The 18,517-nt window shown below is 35.7% G+C and carries 11 protein-coding genes; 4 read left to right on the forward strand and 7 right to left on the reverse strand.

Features of this window, described 5'->3' with window-relative positions; genetic code table 11:
- Positions 1–263 precede the first annotated feature (263 nt).
- Positions 264–1,181, forward strand: coding sequence for an aldo/keto reductase (locus tag MHI53_RS19225; RefSeq protein ID WP_061140723.1), 918 nt, complete (start codon positions 264–266; stop codon positions 1,179–1,181).
- Positions 1,182–1,242: 61 nt separating this feature from the next.
- Here the strand turns inward: MHI53_RS19225 and MHI53_RS19230 are convergent, their stop codons facing one another.
- The gene (locus MHI53_RS19230) at positions 1,243–2,619 is read right to left on the reverse strand and encodes a PLP-dependent aminotransferase family protein (protein ID WP_340371983.1); all 1,377 of its coding nucleotides are present in this window, start codon (positions 2,617–2,619) and stop codon (positions 1,243–1,245) included.
- A gap of 150 nt (positions 2,620–2,769) precedes the next feature.
- Here MHI53_RS19230 and MHI53_RS19235 point away from each other — a divergent pair, with 150 nt between their 5' ends.
- Positions 2,770–3,672 carry a DMT family transporter gene (locus tag MHI53_RS19235; RefSeq protein WP_340373707.1) on the forward strand — a complete coding sequence of 301 codons (903 nt, stop codon included), beginning with the start codon at positions 2,770–2,772 and terminating at the stop codon, positions 3,670–3,672.
- Positions 3,673–3,857: 185 nt separating this feature from the next.
- Positions 3,858–4,256 carry a hypothetical protein gene (locus MHI53_RS19240; protein WP_340371984.1) on the forward strand — a complete coding sequence of 133 codons (399 nt, stop codon included), beginning with the start codon at positions 3,858–3,860 and terminating at the stop codon, positions 4,254–4,256.
- 60 nt (positions 4,257–4,316) lie between these two features.
- On the opposite strand, the gene MHI53_RS19245 is transcribed toward MHI53_RS19240, so the two are convergent.
- A complete protein-coding gene (locus tag MHI53_RS19245; protein WP_340371985.1) occupies positions 4,317–6,731 on the reverse strand; it encodes a DEAD/DEAH box helicase family protein in 2,415 nt (804 codons plus the stop codon).
- Positions 6,724–7,050: a nucleoside triphosphate pyrophosphohydrolase gene (locus tag MHI53_RS19250; protein ID WP_340371986.1), complete on the reverse strand. Its 327-nt coding sequence runs from the start codon at positions 7,048–7,050 to the stop codon at positions 6,724–6,726. Before MHI53_RS19250 ends, MHI53_RS19245 begins: the two co-directional genes overlap by 8 nt.
- Before the next feature lie 118 nt (positions 7,051–7,168).
- Here MHI53_RS19250 and MHI53_RS19255 point away from each other — a divergent pair, with 118 nt between their 5' ends.
- A complete protein-coding gene (locus MHI53_RS19255; RefSeq protein WP_340371987.1) occupies positions 7,169–7,582 on the forward strand; it encodes a (deoxy)nucleoside triphosphate pyrophosphohydrolase in 414 nt (137 codons plus the stop codon).
- 5 nt (positions 7,583–7,587) lie between these two features.
- Here MHI53_RS19255 and MHI53_RS19260 read toward each other — a convergent pair whose 3' ends face one another.
- The 4 genes from MHI53_RS19260 to MHI53_RS19275 form a co-directional block, all read right to left on the reverse strand.
- Complete coding sequence (locus tag MHI53_RS19260; RefSeq protein ID WP_340371988.1) at positions 7,588–10,398, reverse strand: DEAD/DEAH box helicase; 2,811 nt, start codon at positions 10,396–10,398, stop codon at positions 7,588–7,590.
- Between the two features lie 344 nt (positions 10,399–10,742).
- Positions 10,743–12,818 (reverse strand): hypothetical protein, encoded by a 2,076-nt coding sequence (locus MHI53_RS19265; RefSeq protein WP_340371989.1) that lies wholly within the window; start codon positions 12,816–12,818, stop codon positions 10,743–10,745.
- Positions 12,819–14,052: 1,234 nt separating this feature from the next.
- Positions 14,053–16,062: an ATP-dependent helicase gene (locus MHI53_RS19270; protein ID WP_340371990.1), complete on the reverse strand. Its 2,010-nt coding sequence runs from the start codon at positions 16,060–16,062 to the stop codon at positions 14,053–14,055.
- The gene (locus MHI53_RS19275) at positions 16,047–18,269 is read right to left on the reverse strand and encodes an AAA family ATPase (protein WP_340371991.1); all 2,223 of its coding nucleotides are present in this window, start codon (positions 18,267–18,269) and stop codon (positions 16,047–16,049) included. The genes MHI53_RS19270 and MHI53_RS19275 overlap by 16 nt, the downstream gene beginning before the upstream one ends.
- Positions 18,270–18,517: the final 248 nt, after the last annotated feature.

Here is an 18,517-nt window from a genome sequence, read left to right on the forward strand (position 1 = left end):
TTAGATTTAGTTTAGAATGCCATTGGCGCTGCCCCAGTATGTAAAGGAATTCCGTCACAATAACCTGCGTCATAGGCACCCCCTGCATCCGCCGAACATCAACCGAATTCTGTAACCGGTTGCTAAATCTTGATAACTACTGGCAGTGTGTGTCACAATCAAAAAGAGAGGCAGATTTACTCGTGACGTGAAGACAGGCCTGCTTTGCAGGTGACGGACTCACACACCATGTACGCGATTACAAATAAGGGGGATATCATTCAATGAAGACAATGAAACTTGGAAGCAGTACATTAGAGGTGCCGGTCGTTTCAGTCGGCTGCATGCGAATCAATTCGCTGGACAAGACCGAGGCGGAGCACTTTGTGCAAACGGCGCTGGAATTGGGCGCGAACTTCTTCGACCATGCCGATATTTATGGCAGCGGCGAATGCGAGGAAATATTCGCCGACGCCATCGGGATGAACGCAAGCATCCGAGAAAAGATCATCGTGCAATCCAAATGCGGTATACGCAAAGGGATGTTCGACTTTTCCAAAGAACATATCCTCGAATCGGTGGACGCAAGCCTGAAGCGTCTGAAAACGGATTATCTGGATACGTTCCTCCTTCACCGCCCGGATACGTTGATGGAGCCGGAAGAAGTGGCGGAAGCCTTCGATATTCTGGAAAACTCAGGAAAAGTGCGTCATTTCGGCGTTTCCAACCAAAATCCGATGCAAATCCAGCTACTGAAAAAATCGGTCAAGCAGCCGATCGTGGCCAACCAGCTGCAATTAAGCATCACGAACGCCAACATGATTTCCAATGGCTTTAATGTGAACATGGAAAATGAACAAGCCGTGAACCGCGACGGCAGTGTGCTCGATTTTTGCAGACTGAACGATATCACGATTCAGCCTTGGTCACCGTTCCAATACGGATTTTTTGAAGGCGTATTCCTCGGAAACGAGAAGTTCCCTGAATTGAACAAACAGATTGATGAAGTCGCTCGCAAATATGACGTCAGCAACACGACGATTGCGATCGCCTGGATCCTGCGCCACCCCGCGCATATGCAGCCGGTCATCGGAACGATGAATGAAGGCCGCTTAAGGGATTGCTGCCAGGCAACCGAAATCAAGCTAACACGCGAAGAATGGTATAGCATCTATCGCGCGGCAGGCAATGTGCTGCCGTAACGGTTTATAATGAAGAGCCCTCCATAAAATTTTGGAGGGCTCTATTTTTGTGGCGGTAATCCTAAATGGGCAAGAAGTTAGTGGGCTGCCTACGATTTTTCCTGCTGTCAAGGACGGCAATACAGTCAGCCAACAGCTTGATCCCCGGGATAATTTGGCTGTCATTCACCTGGGAGATACTCAATCGGATCAGGTTTTCTTTTTTATATGGAGGTAAAAACATCCTGGAGGCATCATCCACATAGACATGCTGCTCGTGCAGCAGCTGGACGACCTGCTTCGCCTTTACATTCTCAGGCAAGCTGATCGAAAGATAAAAACCTGAAGCTGGTTTCGAAAAACTGGTGTTAGCCGGCAGCCATGCTTCACAGGCTTCTTGCACGATGCGCATCTTCTTCCGGTACACCTCTTTTACCTTTTTGAGATGGCTATTGAACATCCCGCTTTTCAAATAGATCTCCAGCGCACCTTGGGAAAGGGCCGAGCTCGTAAAATCCATACAGAATTTAGCCTGCAAAAAATCCCTCATCATGATTGCTGGCAGAACGACCGTACCAATCCTTAACCCCGGGAGAAAAATTTTCGAAAGGCTTTTAATATAAATCACCCGCCCCGAAGGATCAAAGGAAAATAACGGATCAGCTTTCGAATCAAGATCAAGGTCTCCTAAAATATCATCCTCGACGATATAGACATCGTATTTTTCCGCCAGCTCAACGATTTTTTTCTTTTCACGATTCGTATAACCATGTCCAAGCGGATTGTGAAACCTCGGGACGATATAGAAAAATTTTATATCATTATTTCGAAACATGTATTCCAGCCGCTCAAGATCGATTCCTTCCATCGTTAATTCTATACCAAAAACGGTAGCCTGCTGCAGATGGAGGGACTCGATGAAGCCGAAATACGTAGGCTGTTCAATTAAAATATTATTTTTCCCATTTGGAAACGGCAAGGATACCAATAAATGAAGGGCCTGCTGCGAGCCAGATACAACGACCAATCTTTCCGCCTCGGTGAACACCTGTAAACTTTGCAGATATTTCACCAATTGCACGCGCAGCGAGTACAGCCCTTGTGGATCGGAATAGGCAAAAAGCTCTTCTTTATATTGGTCAATCGCCTGATTCAAACAATGCTGAAATTCCACATAAGGCATGATATTTTTATCCGGACCGGCAGACAAAAAATCAATCACCTCCTGCTCCTCCCTCGCTTGTTGAAAGTCATTGACCACATAATATCCGCTTTTCGGAACCGAATAAATGACATGCTCTTTTTCAAGCTCATCATAAGCTTTCATGACCGTGTTCTTGCTGCAGTCATAATCCACGGACACCTGCCGAACAGAAGGAAGCTTACTCCCTGCAGTAAGCACCCCTTCCTCCAGCCGGCGCTTCATGTCCGCCATGATCTTTTCGTATTTCGAGCTCATTCTGTCGCCCTCCCTCCATCTGTACCAGGACAGATTAACAAAAAACTGGTTTATTTTTCATCTCTGTACTCATATTATGTTAATTATAGCAAAACTATTTTGATAAATGGTACAAATCTGAAACAACTAACAGAATGGGAGCTGGATAGAATGCAGGGAGAAAAAAGAGAAAAAATGGGGTTATTAGTGGGATTGGTCGGGGTGATTTGCTTTAGCCTGACGCTCCCTGCCACGAGGATTGCCGTCGAGCATTTCGGCACGACCCTCGTCGGCTTAGGCAGAACGGTCGTTGCGGCCATGTTAGTCGCGGTCGTATTGATCGTTCGCAAGGAAAAATTCCCCTCACCCCGACAATTCAAAAGTCTCCTGATCGTTGCGCTCGGCGCCGTTTTAGGCTTTCCGCTCCTCACCTCGTGGGCCATGGAAGACCTGCCCGTTTCCCATGGCGCAGTGGAAGTGGCGCTATTGCCATTAGCGACAGCCGGATTTGCCATGCTTCGGGCCGGCGAAATCCCCTCGCTCAAATTCTGGATCTCAAGCGCAATCGGCTCCTTGGCGGTCATCATCTATGCCCTCCACCTTGGATTCGGTTCCCTGCAATATGCCGACCTGGCCTTACTCACAGCCGTGATCATCCTCGGCCTCAGCTACGCGGAAGGTGGAAAATTAGCGAAGGAACTAGGCAGCTGGCAGGTGATCGCCTGGGCAATCATCATCGGCGCCCCCTTCTTCATCATTCCGGTCGCCCTAAGCGTAACATCGGAAATGCTCCATGCGCCCATCCAAGCCTGGATCAGCTTCATCTATCTCGCAATCGTCAGCCAATTCCTCGCCTACGTCGCCTGGTACAGCGGCATGGCCATGGGCGGAATAGCCAGAGTCAGCCAAATCCAATACCTGCAGCCCTTTCTGATGATCCTATTCGCCACCCTATTCCTAAACGAATCCATCACCTATTTTACGATTGTAATAGCCGTGATTGTGGTACTTTCGGTTGTTTTTGGGAAGGGTGCTAGTGTAAGGAAGAAAGTGGAGGTAGCTCGGGAGGGGTGATGGGTTTGATGAAAAAATAGAGGCTACCATTTGTTAAACATGGTAGCCTCTATTCTTTTCTCAATTCATATTGATTGGCCAATAGTAAAACATGATATTCTTAAAGAACAAGATAAGAATTTGTCTTATATTTATAGCCTCTGTAATTTAGAAGAAAAAACAGATTAATTTCAGGAGGGATTCTTATGCGTTTGAAAAAGTGGATGATTTTAGTGAGTTACCTGTGCTTATTCTTATGCTTTGGATATTCATCTTTTTCAATCTTTGTAGATGAAACAGGAAGTAATTTCTGGGTTATGTGGGGGATAGCTTGTCTTATTATGGGTTATCAAGTCATTCATTTCTTAGTCAAGAAAAAGAATGATAAGTGGAACGATAGTTACGTTGTAGCAGATCAACGTATTTTTCGAAAAATATTAATTTCTCTCTCTCTATCCTATGTTTTTATTCTGATATTTTTATTGATTGGAACAATTGGATTCTATCATGACTTTATTTCAGGCTATAATATTTTGGTCGGAGCTATGATTTCAAGTTTGTTGGTTTTTATGATTTCTCAAATTGTGCAAGGTTTTGTGAATTAATTTGTAAATCCCCCCTTATAAATTGTAAGGTGAAAATATAAGGAGGATATATCATTCATTTTAGCTACCCTTCCGCTCAAAGTGAAAATGAAGTCGATATTCACAAATATCCTTGGTCATATTATACAAAACCCTCTGATCCTCTGGTCTGACATCAAAGTTCAGCTTAAAAATATCATCTTCGTAAGAAATTAACCCTTTAGAGCTGCCACTCCACTTAGCCATAGGCATAGTAGAAATCAGCTTACTAACTCCAGCTTCATCGTAATCCCAAAGCTTTTTAGAGGATTTGTCAGCAAAGTCGATTTGTTTTCGGTACTCTACTTCTGTTAAGTAGCTATGAAAAAATGGTGCTGCTTCTTTAGAAGTGATGGGCTTGAACCAGCTATCCTCTCCACGCTCTAGCATTGCTAGTAGAACGACCATCTTATAGCTCTTCGCCATACCTGTTTTCTCTACCTCCACTAGCCATTGCTTATAGCGGTGAAAGATGTCTGATTCTTGCTCTGAAAGCTCTTTAGCATACTCCAAGAAACCATAGTATGAAGAAAATTCCTGCCGATACTGCGGAGATTCAGAGGCACCTTTTAAATGTAATTCTAAATAAGATGGTCTGCTTCCTAACTCCTGCTTTAATAGGAAATAATCATTTACTAATGTATCTCGTCTAGGCTGCTTCTTTTTTGCCATTTCCTTTAAGAGATTAATAACTTGAATATCTAATTGTATCTCGCATAACTCCGGAACAACCGGTTCAATGGCTTTAGCCTTCCTATTCGGATCTGTATCAAACAAGCTTAATTTAACATCTGCATTTCGATAATTACCGATTAAATCAATAATAACGCAATGATTCTTGGAGTCATGTAGCCGTAGCCCTCTGCCAATCTGCTGGGTAAAGACCGTTAAAGATTCTGTTGGCCTAACAAATAACAGCGTATCAACCGCCGGAATATCGACTCCCTCATTGAATAAATTGACCGTAAAAATAACATCAAGGACTCCATCTGCCAGCTGATTAATTGCCTCATCTCGATTGATGTCTTTTTGCTTTGAATGCAGACTAATTGCGCTAAATCCGTTTTGATTAAAAAAGGCAGAAAGAAAGTCTGCTTGCCTAATGGATGAACAGAAACCTATGGTACGAGTCTTTCTTTTGTCCTTCCACGCATTCAATACCTTTTCAGCCATCTCATCCCTTAGTTGAAGCTGTAACAACTCCTGTTCATCATATCGATTTCCGAGCCAAGTAATCTGACTATAATCTGTATGATCATACACACCAAAATACTTAAACGGCGCTAACCAGTTCCGTTGAATAGCCTCAAGAAAATCAATTCGGAACGCAACATTTCCACCACAGATAGCGTATACATCTTTGTTATCATTTCGATCTGGAGTGGCCGTAATCCCAAGCAAGAATTTCGGTTTGAAGTAATTCAATACCCGTTGATAAGAGTCAGCCGCTGCATGATGAAACTCATCCACGATAATCAAGTCAAATTCTTCAGGATCAAACACTTGCAAATGCCGCTGCATACTTAACGTGTAAATCGACGCAAAAATGGTATGTCCATGACTTTCCTTCACCTTGCCATTATAAATTGAAAAGCGCTCCTCGGGCATAACCGTTTGGAATGACTTCTTTGCCTGATATAAAATCTCTTCAAGATGGGCAATAAACAGCACTCGTTTAAAATTGCGCGCAAAGAATCCAGCTAAATATGTTTTTCCTAACCCTGTCGCCATTACGACTAATGCCTTATCATAATCTTCTTCCATCGTTTTATTTAATTCCTCTAATGCTACTATTTGCGCAAATCGAGGAGATATCTTCCCGTATGGCACAGATGGTTCATGAATGATCTCTGTTGTTGGAAAAGACTCATCACCATCACTTGGAAGCATCAAATCCATTTCCTCTGTTTCTGTCCATTTTTTTGGCAGATTTGGATTAGTGATATGAAACTTGTCATAGCTTTCTTTATAATTTTTCAACGTTTCTTGATTTAAAGGAATCGTTTGATCACTATAAAACGTTTCTAAAAATAGATGCAGCCCTTGCGAAAAGACTGCATCATCATCACTAACAGAAAGACTCCATTCCACTCCATTGCTTAAGGCCGAACGTGAAAGATTAGATGATCCAACGAACAGGCTATCTTGATTTTCTTTCTGAAATAAATAAGCTTTAGGATGAAAGGAGACCCCATTACTCTTCCATAATCTGACCTCAATCCTTGCATCAATCTCTAACAGCATCCTTAATGCTTCTGGCTGGGTCACAAACAAATAATCGCCCGTACACACTTTAATTTCCGCTCCACGCTCCGCAGCTGCTTTTAATGCTTCCTTCAAATATTGAACACCAGATTTCATTACAAAAGAGGTTAAAATACAAATAGAAGAAGCAGAATCAATCTGCTTCAATAGATGTGTCCCTAATTGATTAGTAATTAATTGGACCTTACTCATCTTCAACCTCAACCAGATAAATCTTCTCCTTAAATCCCCCGCGTTTAGCTGCTTTCCTCTTTCGTACTTCCTCCACTTCCTCGATAGAAGCCCCATGATACTCAGCGAGAGCATGAAGGATTTCTAGCACATCGGCCAACTCTTCAATCGCAGCCTCTTTACCTTCAGTCTCTACATATTCCTGTAGCTCTTCAAAGCTCTTCTTTTTCAATTCTTCTATGTATTCCTTCTCATCTAGCACTCTCGTTGTAAACTTCTTACCTGTAGCTTCAATCACTTCAGGAATCCGATCACGAACTAATTTATTGTGGACTGGCATAAATTGGCCTCCTTCAAAGTTTATATTACAATTATATCACTTACCCAAATTTTGTATTTATAACAAACCACTCTTAATCATGATATTATTTAATCATAGCAAAACCTAGGAGGATAACATGAAAAAGCAAGTTAAAGTAGTTGCAGCCATTATTGAAAATGAAAATGATGAAATACTATGTGCGTTACGCTCTCCAGATATGAGCATCCCGAACATGTGGGAGTTTCCAGGTGGAAAAGTAGAAAAGGGAGAAGATATTTTTACTGCTTTAAAAAGAGAAATTGATGAGGAATTACAATGCCAGGTTGAAACAGAGGCTTCAATCTTTAATGATACTACACATGAATATGAAAGCTTTATCATTAACCTACTGTCAATAAAATGTAGAATTATTGGAGGTACCCCAACAGCCAATGAGCATTCTAAACTGATATGGTTAAAGCGAGAAAATTTAAGTTCCCTAATATGGGCTCCTGCTGACATTCCCGCTGTGGAACAATTGATCAATGAAAAAAATAGTCTTCTCAAATGAGAAGACTATACTCTTTTAGTGAACTCCGTATATAAACTAGCTGGGACTTCATTCTCTAATTCCATCTTAACGGTAATTGGCTTTTCTCCTTCATATTCTACGGTGTTACCCTTCCCGATATAAATATAAGGTTCTGTCTTTCCATCTATTTCTTTATACTTTCTAATAAATAAATGTAAATGGATCCCTCTATCCTGGTTGAATACAATATTCTTCCCTCTCTCAGAGGTTGGGGCTGTACTATTTGGTGTCTGCCATTGAAACATCCTCTCGTTTATAAATTCATCGTGGTAATTAATGCTTTCTTTTATATCCTCTTCCTTGTGTAAATCAATAAACAAGAAATAGTCATTTCCATTTGAAAGTAAACCAGAACCCCTAAAAGCACTATGACTTTTGCGATAATTTGATAATAATGCAGCATCACCCATTTGATATTGCTCATACAGCTTCAAATGTGGCACACCATAGTAGTCTTCTTTGAATTCCTTTTCATATCTAAAGACTCCATAAATAATAAGATCCTCGATATATGCTCTATATTCATCATTCTCTAGAACCTTCTCATAAGTTGCTGTCTTAGATAAATGAGCATTTTCAAAAGCAAATAACTTTAAGTTCCTCTTTTTCTGACCAGGATCATAAAAATCCTGATTTAGACACTGCAAGGCATGCAATACGCTATCTTCATCTACCTCTTTAACTAACTTCAATATCTCATGTTTTGCGGTTTCTAAAGAAATCTCATCATGATCCAATAGATATTTAGCAATCGCAAACTCATACACTCGCTTTAAAGGCAGCTTACTTGATAACTCCCTTAATACACCTTCAAATGCTTCGTCTAGTAATAGCCTTTTCAAGGAATCGTTTTTTTCTACCTTAGCTACAAATTGCAAATACGTTTTTTCACGATTAATAAACTTAATCGGATCTGGAGCTCCGTCAAACTTCATATAATCCATTAATAATAAAGGCATTTTACCTTGATTCATTTTCTTAAATTCAAAATACTCTTCCTTCAAATACTTGAGTGAATTGAAGTTTTCCTTATCAATCTGCGCTAATATCCGTTCTTCCGAGATTTTATCCATTTGAATATGTGTACAACCTGGAATGTTGGCAAAGCCAGTCGCAATCGCAACCTTCAAGCTCTCTTTATCATAATAACGGCTTCCATTTAATGCGATGGCAATTAAGAACGTTTTACTATGATTGCCGATAAAATCAAGTACCGTTAGGAAACTCTTGTCTTTATGCTTACGAAGTCCTCTTCCCAGCTGTTGAATAAAAACAATCGGAGAATTAGTAGGTCTAAGCATTAAAACAGTATTTACAGAAGGAATATCCACACCCTCATTAAAAATATCAACGGTGAAAATAAATTCCAAATCATCATGGTCATCTACTAATCTACTTATATAATACGATCTCAGCTCAACTGAGTCATTTCCAGATAAACAGATACTTTGTATCCCTCTATTATTAAATTCCTGGGCCATATATTGTGCATGTTCAACGGTTACGCAAAACCCTAGACCTTTTCTTTTGTCTCCGTCATGACCATAGAAGTTCATATTCTTAATAATAAAATCGACTCTCTCGTTAACCTTTAATCGCTTCGTGATCTCCGCTACATCATCAATATCTACATCACTTAAATCAATTCCCTCAATGTCAGTAATACCAAAATAATGAAAGGGAATGACCAGTTCATCCTCTAAAGCCTCATGTAAACGAACCTCCAAGGCAACATTATTATCAAATAGGTCAAAAACATTTTGTTGATCGCTTCTCTCTGGAGTAGCTGTCATCCCTAATGTAAACTGAGGGTTGAAATATTCTAGCACGGCTTGATAGCTAGGGCTTGTTGCATGGTGAGCCTCGTCAAAAATAATATAATTAAATTCGTCTCGTTTAAATTCCTCGTAGCATTTAGACAAAGTTTGTATGGTAGAAAAAATATAATCAGCATGTTTTTGCTTTTGATTTCCAGTCAGTAATCCAAATGTCAGTTTTTCATTTGGTAAGAGCTTTTCAAAGGTCTCTTTTGCCTTTTTTAATATTTCTTCTCTATGTACAATGAACAATAATCTTTTAGGCTTGAATCCCTTTACGTCAAAAGCAGACATATACGTTTTCCCCGTCCCTGTTGCCGCGATAACTAGGGCTTTTTTTTCCCCAAATGATCTAATTCTTTCAAGGTTTTCAACCGCACGTTTTTGCATGTTATTAGGAATAATATATTCAGAGCTTTCATAAATAAATTGCTGTGTATTCGTATAGCCCTTTAATTTACTCAGAAACTCTTCATACTTACTTATGAAATTGTCATCCGCTACGACACTACTATTCCACAAGCCATCATATTCCTTAAGAACATCTTTTAAAAATTGAGCATCCTCTTTAGCAATAATCTCCACATTCCACTCAATATTACTCTTAAGAGCACTTTGCGTAATATTCGAAGAACCAATAATCACCTTATAACGATCCTTAAATTCAAAAATATACGCTTTCGTATGAAAACCGATTGCCTTATCTGTTTCAAAAATCTTCAAATGAATATTACTAAACTCATTTACCTTCTTTAGTGCCTTCGCTTCAGTAAAATTCAGATAAGTCGAAGTAATAATCTTCCCCTTTACTCCCCTTTTCTCTGCACCCTTGAAAGTATCCAACAATAGCTGAAGACCACTATAATTAATAAAAGCCACACTGAAATAAAACCTTTCACACTCATTTATAGAAGAAATTAATTCATTTAACAAATTACCCTTGTCTGAATTGACAATTAGCTTTTTCTCGATGTTCATGGGATGGCTCCTGACTGTGGTGAAATAAAAGAGAATGTTTAAGATATAAAAAGATACATTGTTTAACTTTGAAAACTAATATTTAGATAATGGTAACATAGAATTTTCCATATAAAAATAGCTAACAAGGTCAGCTGTAACTCACTCCAAATAATGTAAAAATTAATGTGTCAATTTTTTTGGAATACTTTTTTTGTTAACCATCTTTTTGATATGGTTCACCATAGTTGTTTAAGAGGCAAATAAGAGCATTGAGAACTCCCACTATCTCAATGCTTTTTAATCATTTAGTTGTATTAAGCAAAAGTTATGGTCTCAGTCAGAAAGTATTCACTCAATATATATCATCTTCTAACCCTAGGGAGCTTATTTATGTTCTCAAGAATAACTCCTTGACTAAATTCTCCTCTAATATCTAATATTGGATCAATTACTCCTTTGATGTCTGTCCTATCATACTCTCTCATAAGATTGTCAAACTCTTCATCAGCTGAAAGAATATTTAACTCATACTCCTTTAGATCTATGCCTGTCTTCTCCCAATTATTTAGGTAATTTTTTAATGTCATAGGATCACTTAAAAAAACTAAACATCCGTTTAAAGTAAGTAACTCCTCATTTTCTAAAAGGGTAATAGTTAATAGAGGAGCATAATAATTTTTATTATTACTATATTGAATCCCAATATGATTATTATATCTTTCAACCTCAGCTGAAACACATTCTAAAAAATCTTCATTATCATTTTTGATTTCTATTAAATATGAGTAAGTTCCATAAATATTATTTACAGATGTATAACCAAAAGGGTCACTATCCTTGTTTTTCTCAAATTTTTCATTAAAAAGTTTTGCAGTTTTCTTTGCTTCGCTTTTATTAAATCTATCAACCTTACCTCTATCTAATATATATCTAAAATCTCCATTTGATAGATTTATCTTTATACAGTTGTTAAATTGATTATTACTTCCTCCATATGGGTTCCATGCCATATGAACTAACGGGGGAATTTTAGAGCCTTTTAAATTATTTAACATAGCTTGAGAGTCCTTGATACTATTTATCCATAAGTTATAGTCAAACTTTCTTAAATAATTATATTCCTCAAATAAATCACTTGTAATGAAACCTAAAACTCTATCAATTGGTCTTAAACAATCAAAATGAACAACACCAAGAATTGATTTTTCATATAAGTCATCAATCTCAATAGCATAAGATTTTTCTGAAATACCTTTTCCACAATGCAAACAATTCATAAACCCTTTTTTATTTTCTTTTATGTATTTCTGGCATAATTCTTTATGAAGTTTTACAGGTAACTCTTGCTCAACATTCTCGATACCCTTAGCAGGAGCAATAATAAGTTCATTATATGGAAGAATTTCATCATTTTCCGTTAAATACCTTTCCATCCCTGTGTTTGTTGCAGTTCTATGTAAAACCTTCATTCTAATGCCATTCTTTAAGACTACATAATTATTGTCAATATACTGTACCCTTTTTGAGCCATCTTCATCAAAACGATATAATTCCATAAGTAACATTTTATTTGAAAAGTCTTCTCCTAATTCTTCGTTTCCTTCAACGAGAACTACATCTTTCCCTATTGAAAAATCATCCTCATTTAGTATGAAACTAAAAAAACCCTCGACAACATCTTCATTACTTACATTCTCTTTTGGATTATCTAAATATTCTTTCCACTTATCTTTTAGCTCTTTACATAAGGCTGACATTCTACTTGAAGCCAAACTTAGAGAAGTAGAGATTAGAAAAGACCAAAAGAATTGAGGAGACACTGTATTTATTTTACTACTAAGTGCTGTTAGTACACTTTTTTCGAAAGCCATTCCATCTTCAATATCGAGAACAGAAATTATCATTTTGGAGGAAAAATCCAAAAATTGTTGTTCACTCATTTCTTCACTTGTAGCTTTCATATAAATTTCTCTAATTAAACTCTTAAATCTATCAAACACAGATTTTTCGCTTTTGTTAAGGGGATTTTCAATAAATGTTAATGGATTGAGCCTAATGCTTTTCAATATTTTTCTAAGATCATTCTTGATTGGATTAGAGGTATTAGAGGTAGTTACTAATATATAATTATTCAACGATTTGCCTTCTTGAATATATTGTCTTACAAACTGGTTAATTGCTTTATAAAAATCACTATCTTCACTTTTTGTAAGCGATGCTGTTCTTTTCATTTGAAAAAATAACTTTTCGTTATCCTTGGTTGTTACTACAAGATCATCAATTATATCCCTTGTTTCAAAAGCAACTTTTTCAATATATGTATTTTCTTTTATATCAATAGAATTTGCTAAATCCATATCCACTACCATGTTAAATAATATCCAACCTGAAACTCTTTGTTGAAAATCTATTCCTGCATTAGTAGGTTGAGTCCCCATTTAAAAATACCCCCATCATTTTATTAATGATAATATTGCCTCTTATGAGCCTAGAAAATATATCATACTAGCCAATTCTTAATGTTCCTTTTTTATGCTTAAAAGGAAGATATTTCATTTTATCTACTATATCTTCCTTTTAAGTAAATATATTTTAATCCCCACAGCATTTTTTATACTCCTTACCACTTCCACACGGGCACGAATCATTTCTTCCAATCTTCTTTACACCATTTTGCTTTTAATATGATGGTATGCGATGTGGTGCATACCTCTCAGTTAATTCACTAAACTCTGTAGCTTTTTCAGGTGGTATTTCAGCTTTAGTAAATTTGAAATACACGTTATATAATTTACTCTTAGAGTTGTAATCTAAATACATAGCTATAGCTAACCTAGGGTTATCATTTGGTTATAACATTGTTGCAAGTACATAATCTTTTGCTTTTTCTTCACAAATCTACTATTGCCATCCTGATTATAAATGAAAGGAATTATGATTTCTCCAAACAAACTTAAAGGCATGTCCCTTTTTACTTCTTTTTGTCTTTTCATCAAGGTATTCATCTTACTATTAACCTCTACTCGTGTATTACCGTTTAAATCAAGTAGATCAATGGCAACTCTGATAAATCCACTTTTTCTCTGTTTATCGAGTATTTCTATAATTCCTTGTATCTTCTAGGAATTCCTTGTTAAGGTTTCTTAGGCGTTTCAACGAGGAAATACTAACATTGAAAAGTAATTATCTAACTCCTCTCTATACCCATGCCAAAGTTCTATCTTACCATTTCCCAATTCAGCAGTTTTAGTGTAGAGGTTATGCTCAATATACAAACTCAAATGGTCTAGTTCATCAATAAGTTCTAAATCATTTGATCTTAATGCCTTTATTCGTTGCTCCAAAAAGTGAAGAAACATACAAATAATCAGCATAAACCCTCAGCTATCAATTGAGATATTCCATGATGGTGTATCCCCTAGATCAATCCCAATAGCTGTTAGTTTATCAATCCTAGCTGCAAACTTGTTAAATTATCAATGGTAATACTATATGAAGTTATATGCCTATAATCAGCAAAGTTTAATTCTTTTATCGGCAGATGCTCCCCATTACATACTGTAATTTTTCCCCTGTTCAATTGTACACCGAAAGTGATTAGGTTTTCCCTTAGAAAGATTTAGAGCAAACGAACAATTCTCTTTCTAAGCTGCATAGGCAAAAAAATCCCAATCATACGATTGGGATTTTTTGAATAGCCTTGGTCGGCTTAAGCGAATCTATTACATACATCTTAGCATTACTTTCAACTTCAACACTAAAACCAGTTCTCTTTAACTTAGCAATTATATTTTCATAAAATTCTTCAACCTTAGACTTATCAATCAAAATAGTCAAATTGCTTCTTGCTCTTGAACACCCCACATAAAAAAGTCTAAACGCAGACAGAACACCATATACTGTACTACCCTTGAAACATTTTCTAATGTTTGTAACATTAGGTTTAATAAGGTATTCATTATAAGGCTCTTCACATAAACTTTTAAAAATAGGATTCTCTTTAAAATGTTTGCATAATTCCTCAACCCTACTTTTTAGATACATTGCATTAGTACTATGGGAATCTTTCTTTAAATCTGAAGGTTTACAACCTAAATGACTAACTGTATCTTCAATCCATTTATTATAATCGTAATAATAGGACTCTAACGAATCTAAAGTTAATTCCGTATTAGTCCATAGTTTGAAAAAATTATGCATATGAACTATAGGTTTTGAAAGAGAATCTTCAGCTATAAAATATACAGAATTATGGCTTTCTCCTTTTACACCATGCTGTGTTGATACTTTTGGGTCACTCAAATAATTCGATAATGCCTTAAATTCCTTTAATTCAACTGATAATACTCTTGTATATTCTTCATCTATACTATCTAAATAATTAGTTTTGAAAATGCTTATGTTGCTTAGAGTTAACAAAAAATCGTTTATTGAGCTTTCTTTTTGAAAGGCATCAGATATTTGATTCAATATCATGTTTAAGCTAACTATATCCTCATGACTAGTTATTGTGCACTTATTTATATCAAATATTTTACGATTCATTTTGATATATTTAATTATAATCCCCAAATTAGAATTCTTATAATTACACAGAACTTTATCCACTACAAAAAGCAACTTGAAAAGAGGATCTGAATTTTCGTTAGTATTATCGGATAAGACGTCAACAGCAGTGATTTGTTTTCCGTGTGAATATTTATCCATTCTTTTAGTTTGTCTATATAATTCTCCCGCCCCTATTGAATCGAATCTTTGTTGGTTTAATAAAAATAGTAACAAAGCATCCGGATAAATTGAATGTTCTGACTCTAATCTAGCTTGAATATTATTAGATAATATTACTCTCGGGGGATGGTCAGGTTTTAGCACATTATTTTTGGGAGATGGATTTTGTTCATTTTCTTTGTCATTATAGATATTATTCAGAAGAGAAACGATATCCGGTATTGATCGATAATTAATATCGAGTTTTATACTTGTATTCAGGGTTTTTAATTCATCTTCAAACGAGCCATCATAATTCGTATATATTTGTTGCATCTTATCACCAAGAAAATAAAGGCTTGAAGTAGTATCAATAACTGCATTATAAAACATTCTTAGTACACTTGAAGATGAGTCTTGGTACTCATCTATAAAAATCCTTTGATACTTTTGTGTTAACCTTTTCTTAATCTTTGGAAACTTTTCAAAAAGCTTTTCTGAAAACAATATTAAACTATCATGAGATAAACCTCCTTTGTATAAATAATCGTTAGAAGACTCATTATAATAAATGGCACCTATATTTGCTTTTACTACATCAAAAGATAAACTCCCATATTTATCAATATACCTCTGGTTTCTAGCATCTATATTTTCTTTCTGTTCTATATTTACAATATTATCCCTAATAAGATCACCGAACAATTCTAAGTACAATTCTTTTAATTCACTCTTACGAAAATATATTTTTAAGAATTGGTGGAGAAATGAATGAATTGTACTTATATGAATACCCTCTAAATTTAGACCTTTTTTTAACTCTTCAGCAGCTCTTTTTGTATAAGTAATACAAAGTATGTTATTATCCGGAGATTCTAATTTATGATTTACGATCATAGATTTAATTTTCGTAGTTTTCCCACTGCCTGCAGGCGCATTAACGAGAAAGATATTATCCATTATTTCTGAAGCCAATTTAATCCCTCCTCTATATAGTTAGGAAGCATTTTTTCAATCAAACCATTTAGAATAACTGAATACATAAAATCAGTCTTTGAATTTCCGGTATGTCTTACAATATCTCTAATGTTATATTTTTCATCAGTTTTAGCATTATTTTCAATTGGTGTATCGATCTCTGAATCATCAATTACATTATCAAACTCCAGATCATCAATTACATTATCATACTCTGAATCATCTAGGATATCAGTCTCTGAATTACCTTCTTTTGATTTAACAGGATTTGGAATAGTAAATTTTAATTTATCTTTCTTTCTGAGTTCAATCCAAACATTTCTATCTTTTTTCTCTAGAGCATCAAAACCATAATATATAGAAAGCATAGCCTCCTCTAAAGTACGCGCATACTTTTCTGGTTTGCCTTGAAAGCTAACTAGAGCTAATCCTTCGAACAATTCATTTTCTTTATTTTCTTTCCAGTCATATAGCTTTCGGACTGTTGGATTTTCCTTTTCTTTTTTTGACTTACAGTAGTAGCTGTTAATCGTTGCATTTGTAGTTTTAGAATCTTTTACAGCTTGTTCAGTAGCTGCACTTTTTTTGTAATCTAAATCAGTTAAAATAAGTGTTTTTATTTTCAAAAATTCAATTACCTTACTGTATTTGTGTGCGTAAGCACCGCCAACCTGAACATACGCTATATATTTTTGATTAAGTTCATTATACTTATTTAAGGTTAATAACTTCCTTATGAGCAATCGTTCCGTATCGCCCTCGTAAAGAATGACTCTATCCGCAAAAACAATATCAGAAAATCCAATTTCATAAAACCAATCATAAAAATTATCAAGAGTGGTATCGCCACTTAAACTATCTTTAAAAGAAGAGAAATCATAAATTTTACTTTCCAACTGATTTTTTGGTCGTGAAACTCTTAGATTTTTCATTTCGGTGAGGCGTACCATTTCTCCAGAATGAGTGCTTATTAACCCCTGAATCTTTTTCTCAAGATAATATTCTTTTAAATATTTCCCGAAAATCCTTTGCATTTGGGGATGCATATGCGATTCAGGTTCCTCTATCACGAATAGGTTTACTAATAAGGGATTAATTTTACGTTTATATGATTCTAGTTGTAAAAGTATATATATCATATTGCTATACCCAAGCCCTTGGGAAGCTTCGTTAAGATAATATCCTTCATAATTATATTTCGTGTTGGTTATTTGATTAAGAAGGGATGTTATCGTATCCTCATTGATATCTATATCAAGGATCATACTAGCTGTATTCCCACCATTTGCTTTAGCAATAGTTTTCACTGCCTCGCTAAGACCTTTAATAGAAGCATCCCTGACAGTATCTATAATTTGCGCATCTCGTATGGGACTAAGTATTTGATCAGGCAAATCTTCTAATAAAGGACCTAATTTTTCATTATGCTTAGCAAGCTCCACCATATTTTTACTTAAACTTCTGTAGTTACCATTGTTTTGGTCATCGAGAGATCTACCCGCATTAATATATTTATAATTAAAGAGCTTCCTAAATGTAGTAACTTCAATTTCTACTTTATTTGTATCTGTAAAGTCGCTGTCGCAAAAATAACATTTCTCAAGGATACTTGCTTCATATGTAGACAATATCATCTCTTTAAATTGCTCAATCTTCATTGTTGTATCATCTGAAGACTTAGTCTTAGTGTATCTATTTTTCAATTTTTTGAAATTATCTTCTAAAGCTTGTCCAAAGGAAATTATAGTTGGCTCAAATGAATACTCAAAATAAACACTTCTATTATCAGGATTTAAATCCATAATAAAATCGGCAAAATTTCTAATATCGTCTTTTTCGTTATAATCGATTTTAATCCGTATTGATGTCACAGGTATTAGTAACTCCTTGCTAGGAGTAGGAGAATCCATATCAAATAGTTTGTTCGTGATTTTTTCCACTGTTGGCACTATATCTTGGTTCTCTTCAAAGCAGCTGTAAAATGTTTCATATACTTTATCAACCCATTCCTTAGAAAGCTTAACTGGTATGTCCGAAATAAGAAATGCCGTTTTACCATTCTGCAATACCGAACCAATTAAATTAATCATAGAGGTTTTACCACTATTATTAGCACCCGCAAGCAAAGTAACTTCGTCAGCCATTGAAAATGATTCATTTTTAAACTTCCTATAATTTTGTATACTTATATCTTTTAAAAGCAATACAGAAACCTCCATCTATGTATATATTTAATTATAATTCAGAAGACTCATTTTTAAATCTTCAATCTTGGAATCTAATAATATTTTACCAGTAAATACCTGATTTATATATGATAAAATAATTATTCAAATGAATATGTATAAGATTATAAAAAAGGACTAATAGATTTGATCTATTAATTCTTAGATTCGAATTAAGATTTAATTAGAAGTAGTGCAGGTTTCATCATTGCTCTTTAATTTTCATC

Source organism: Peribacillus sp. FSL E2-0218 (assembly GCF_037992945.1).
GTDB lineage: Bacteria > Bacillota > Bacilli > Bacillales > DSM-1321 > Peribacillus > Peribacillus simplex_B.

Excerpts from the sequence above, each read along its gene's own strand:
- MHI53_RS19225 (WP_061140723.1), top strand. The coding sequence starts at position 264 with ATGAAGACAATGAAACTTGGAAGCAGTACATTAGAGGTGCCGGTCGTT.
- MHI53_RS19230 (WP_340371983.1), bottom strand. The coding sequence starts at position 2,619 with ATGAGCTCGAAATACGAAAAGATCATGGCGGACATGAAGCGCCGGCTG.
- MHI53_RS19235 (WP_340373707.1), top strand. The coding sequence starts at position 2,770 with ATGCAGGGAGAAAAAAGAGAAAAAATGGGGTTATTAGTGGGATTGGTC.
- MHI53_RS19240 (WP_340371984.1), top strand. The coding sequence starts at position 3,858 with ATGCGTTTGAAAAAGTGGATGATTTTAGTGAGTTACCTGTGCTTATTC.
- MHI53_RS19245 (WP_340371985.1), bottom strand. The coding sequence starts at position 6,731 with ATGAGTAAGGTCCAATTAATTACTAATCAATTAGGGACACATCTATTG.
- MHI53_RS19250 (WP_340371986.1), bottom strand. The coding sequence starts at position 7,050 with ATGCCAGTCCACAATAAATTAGTTCGTGATCGGATTCCTGAAGTGATT.
- MHI53_RS19255 (WP_340371987.1), top strand. The coding sequence starts at position 7,169 with ATGAAAAAGCAAGTTAAAGTAGTTGCAGCCATTATTGAAAATGAAAAT.
- MHI53_RS19260 (WP_340371988.1), bottom strand. The coding sequence starts at position 10,398 with ATGAACATCGAGAAAAAGCTAATTGTCAATTCAGACAAGGGTAATTTG.
- MHI53_RS19265 (WP_340371989.1), bottom strand. The coding sequence starts at position 12,818 with ATGGGGACTCAACCTACTAATGCAGGAATAGATTTTCAACAAAGAGTT.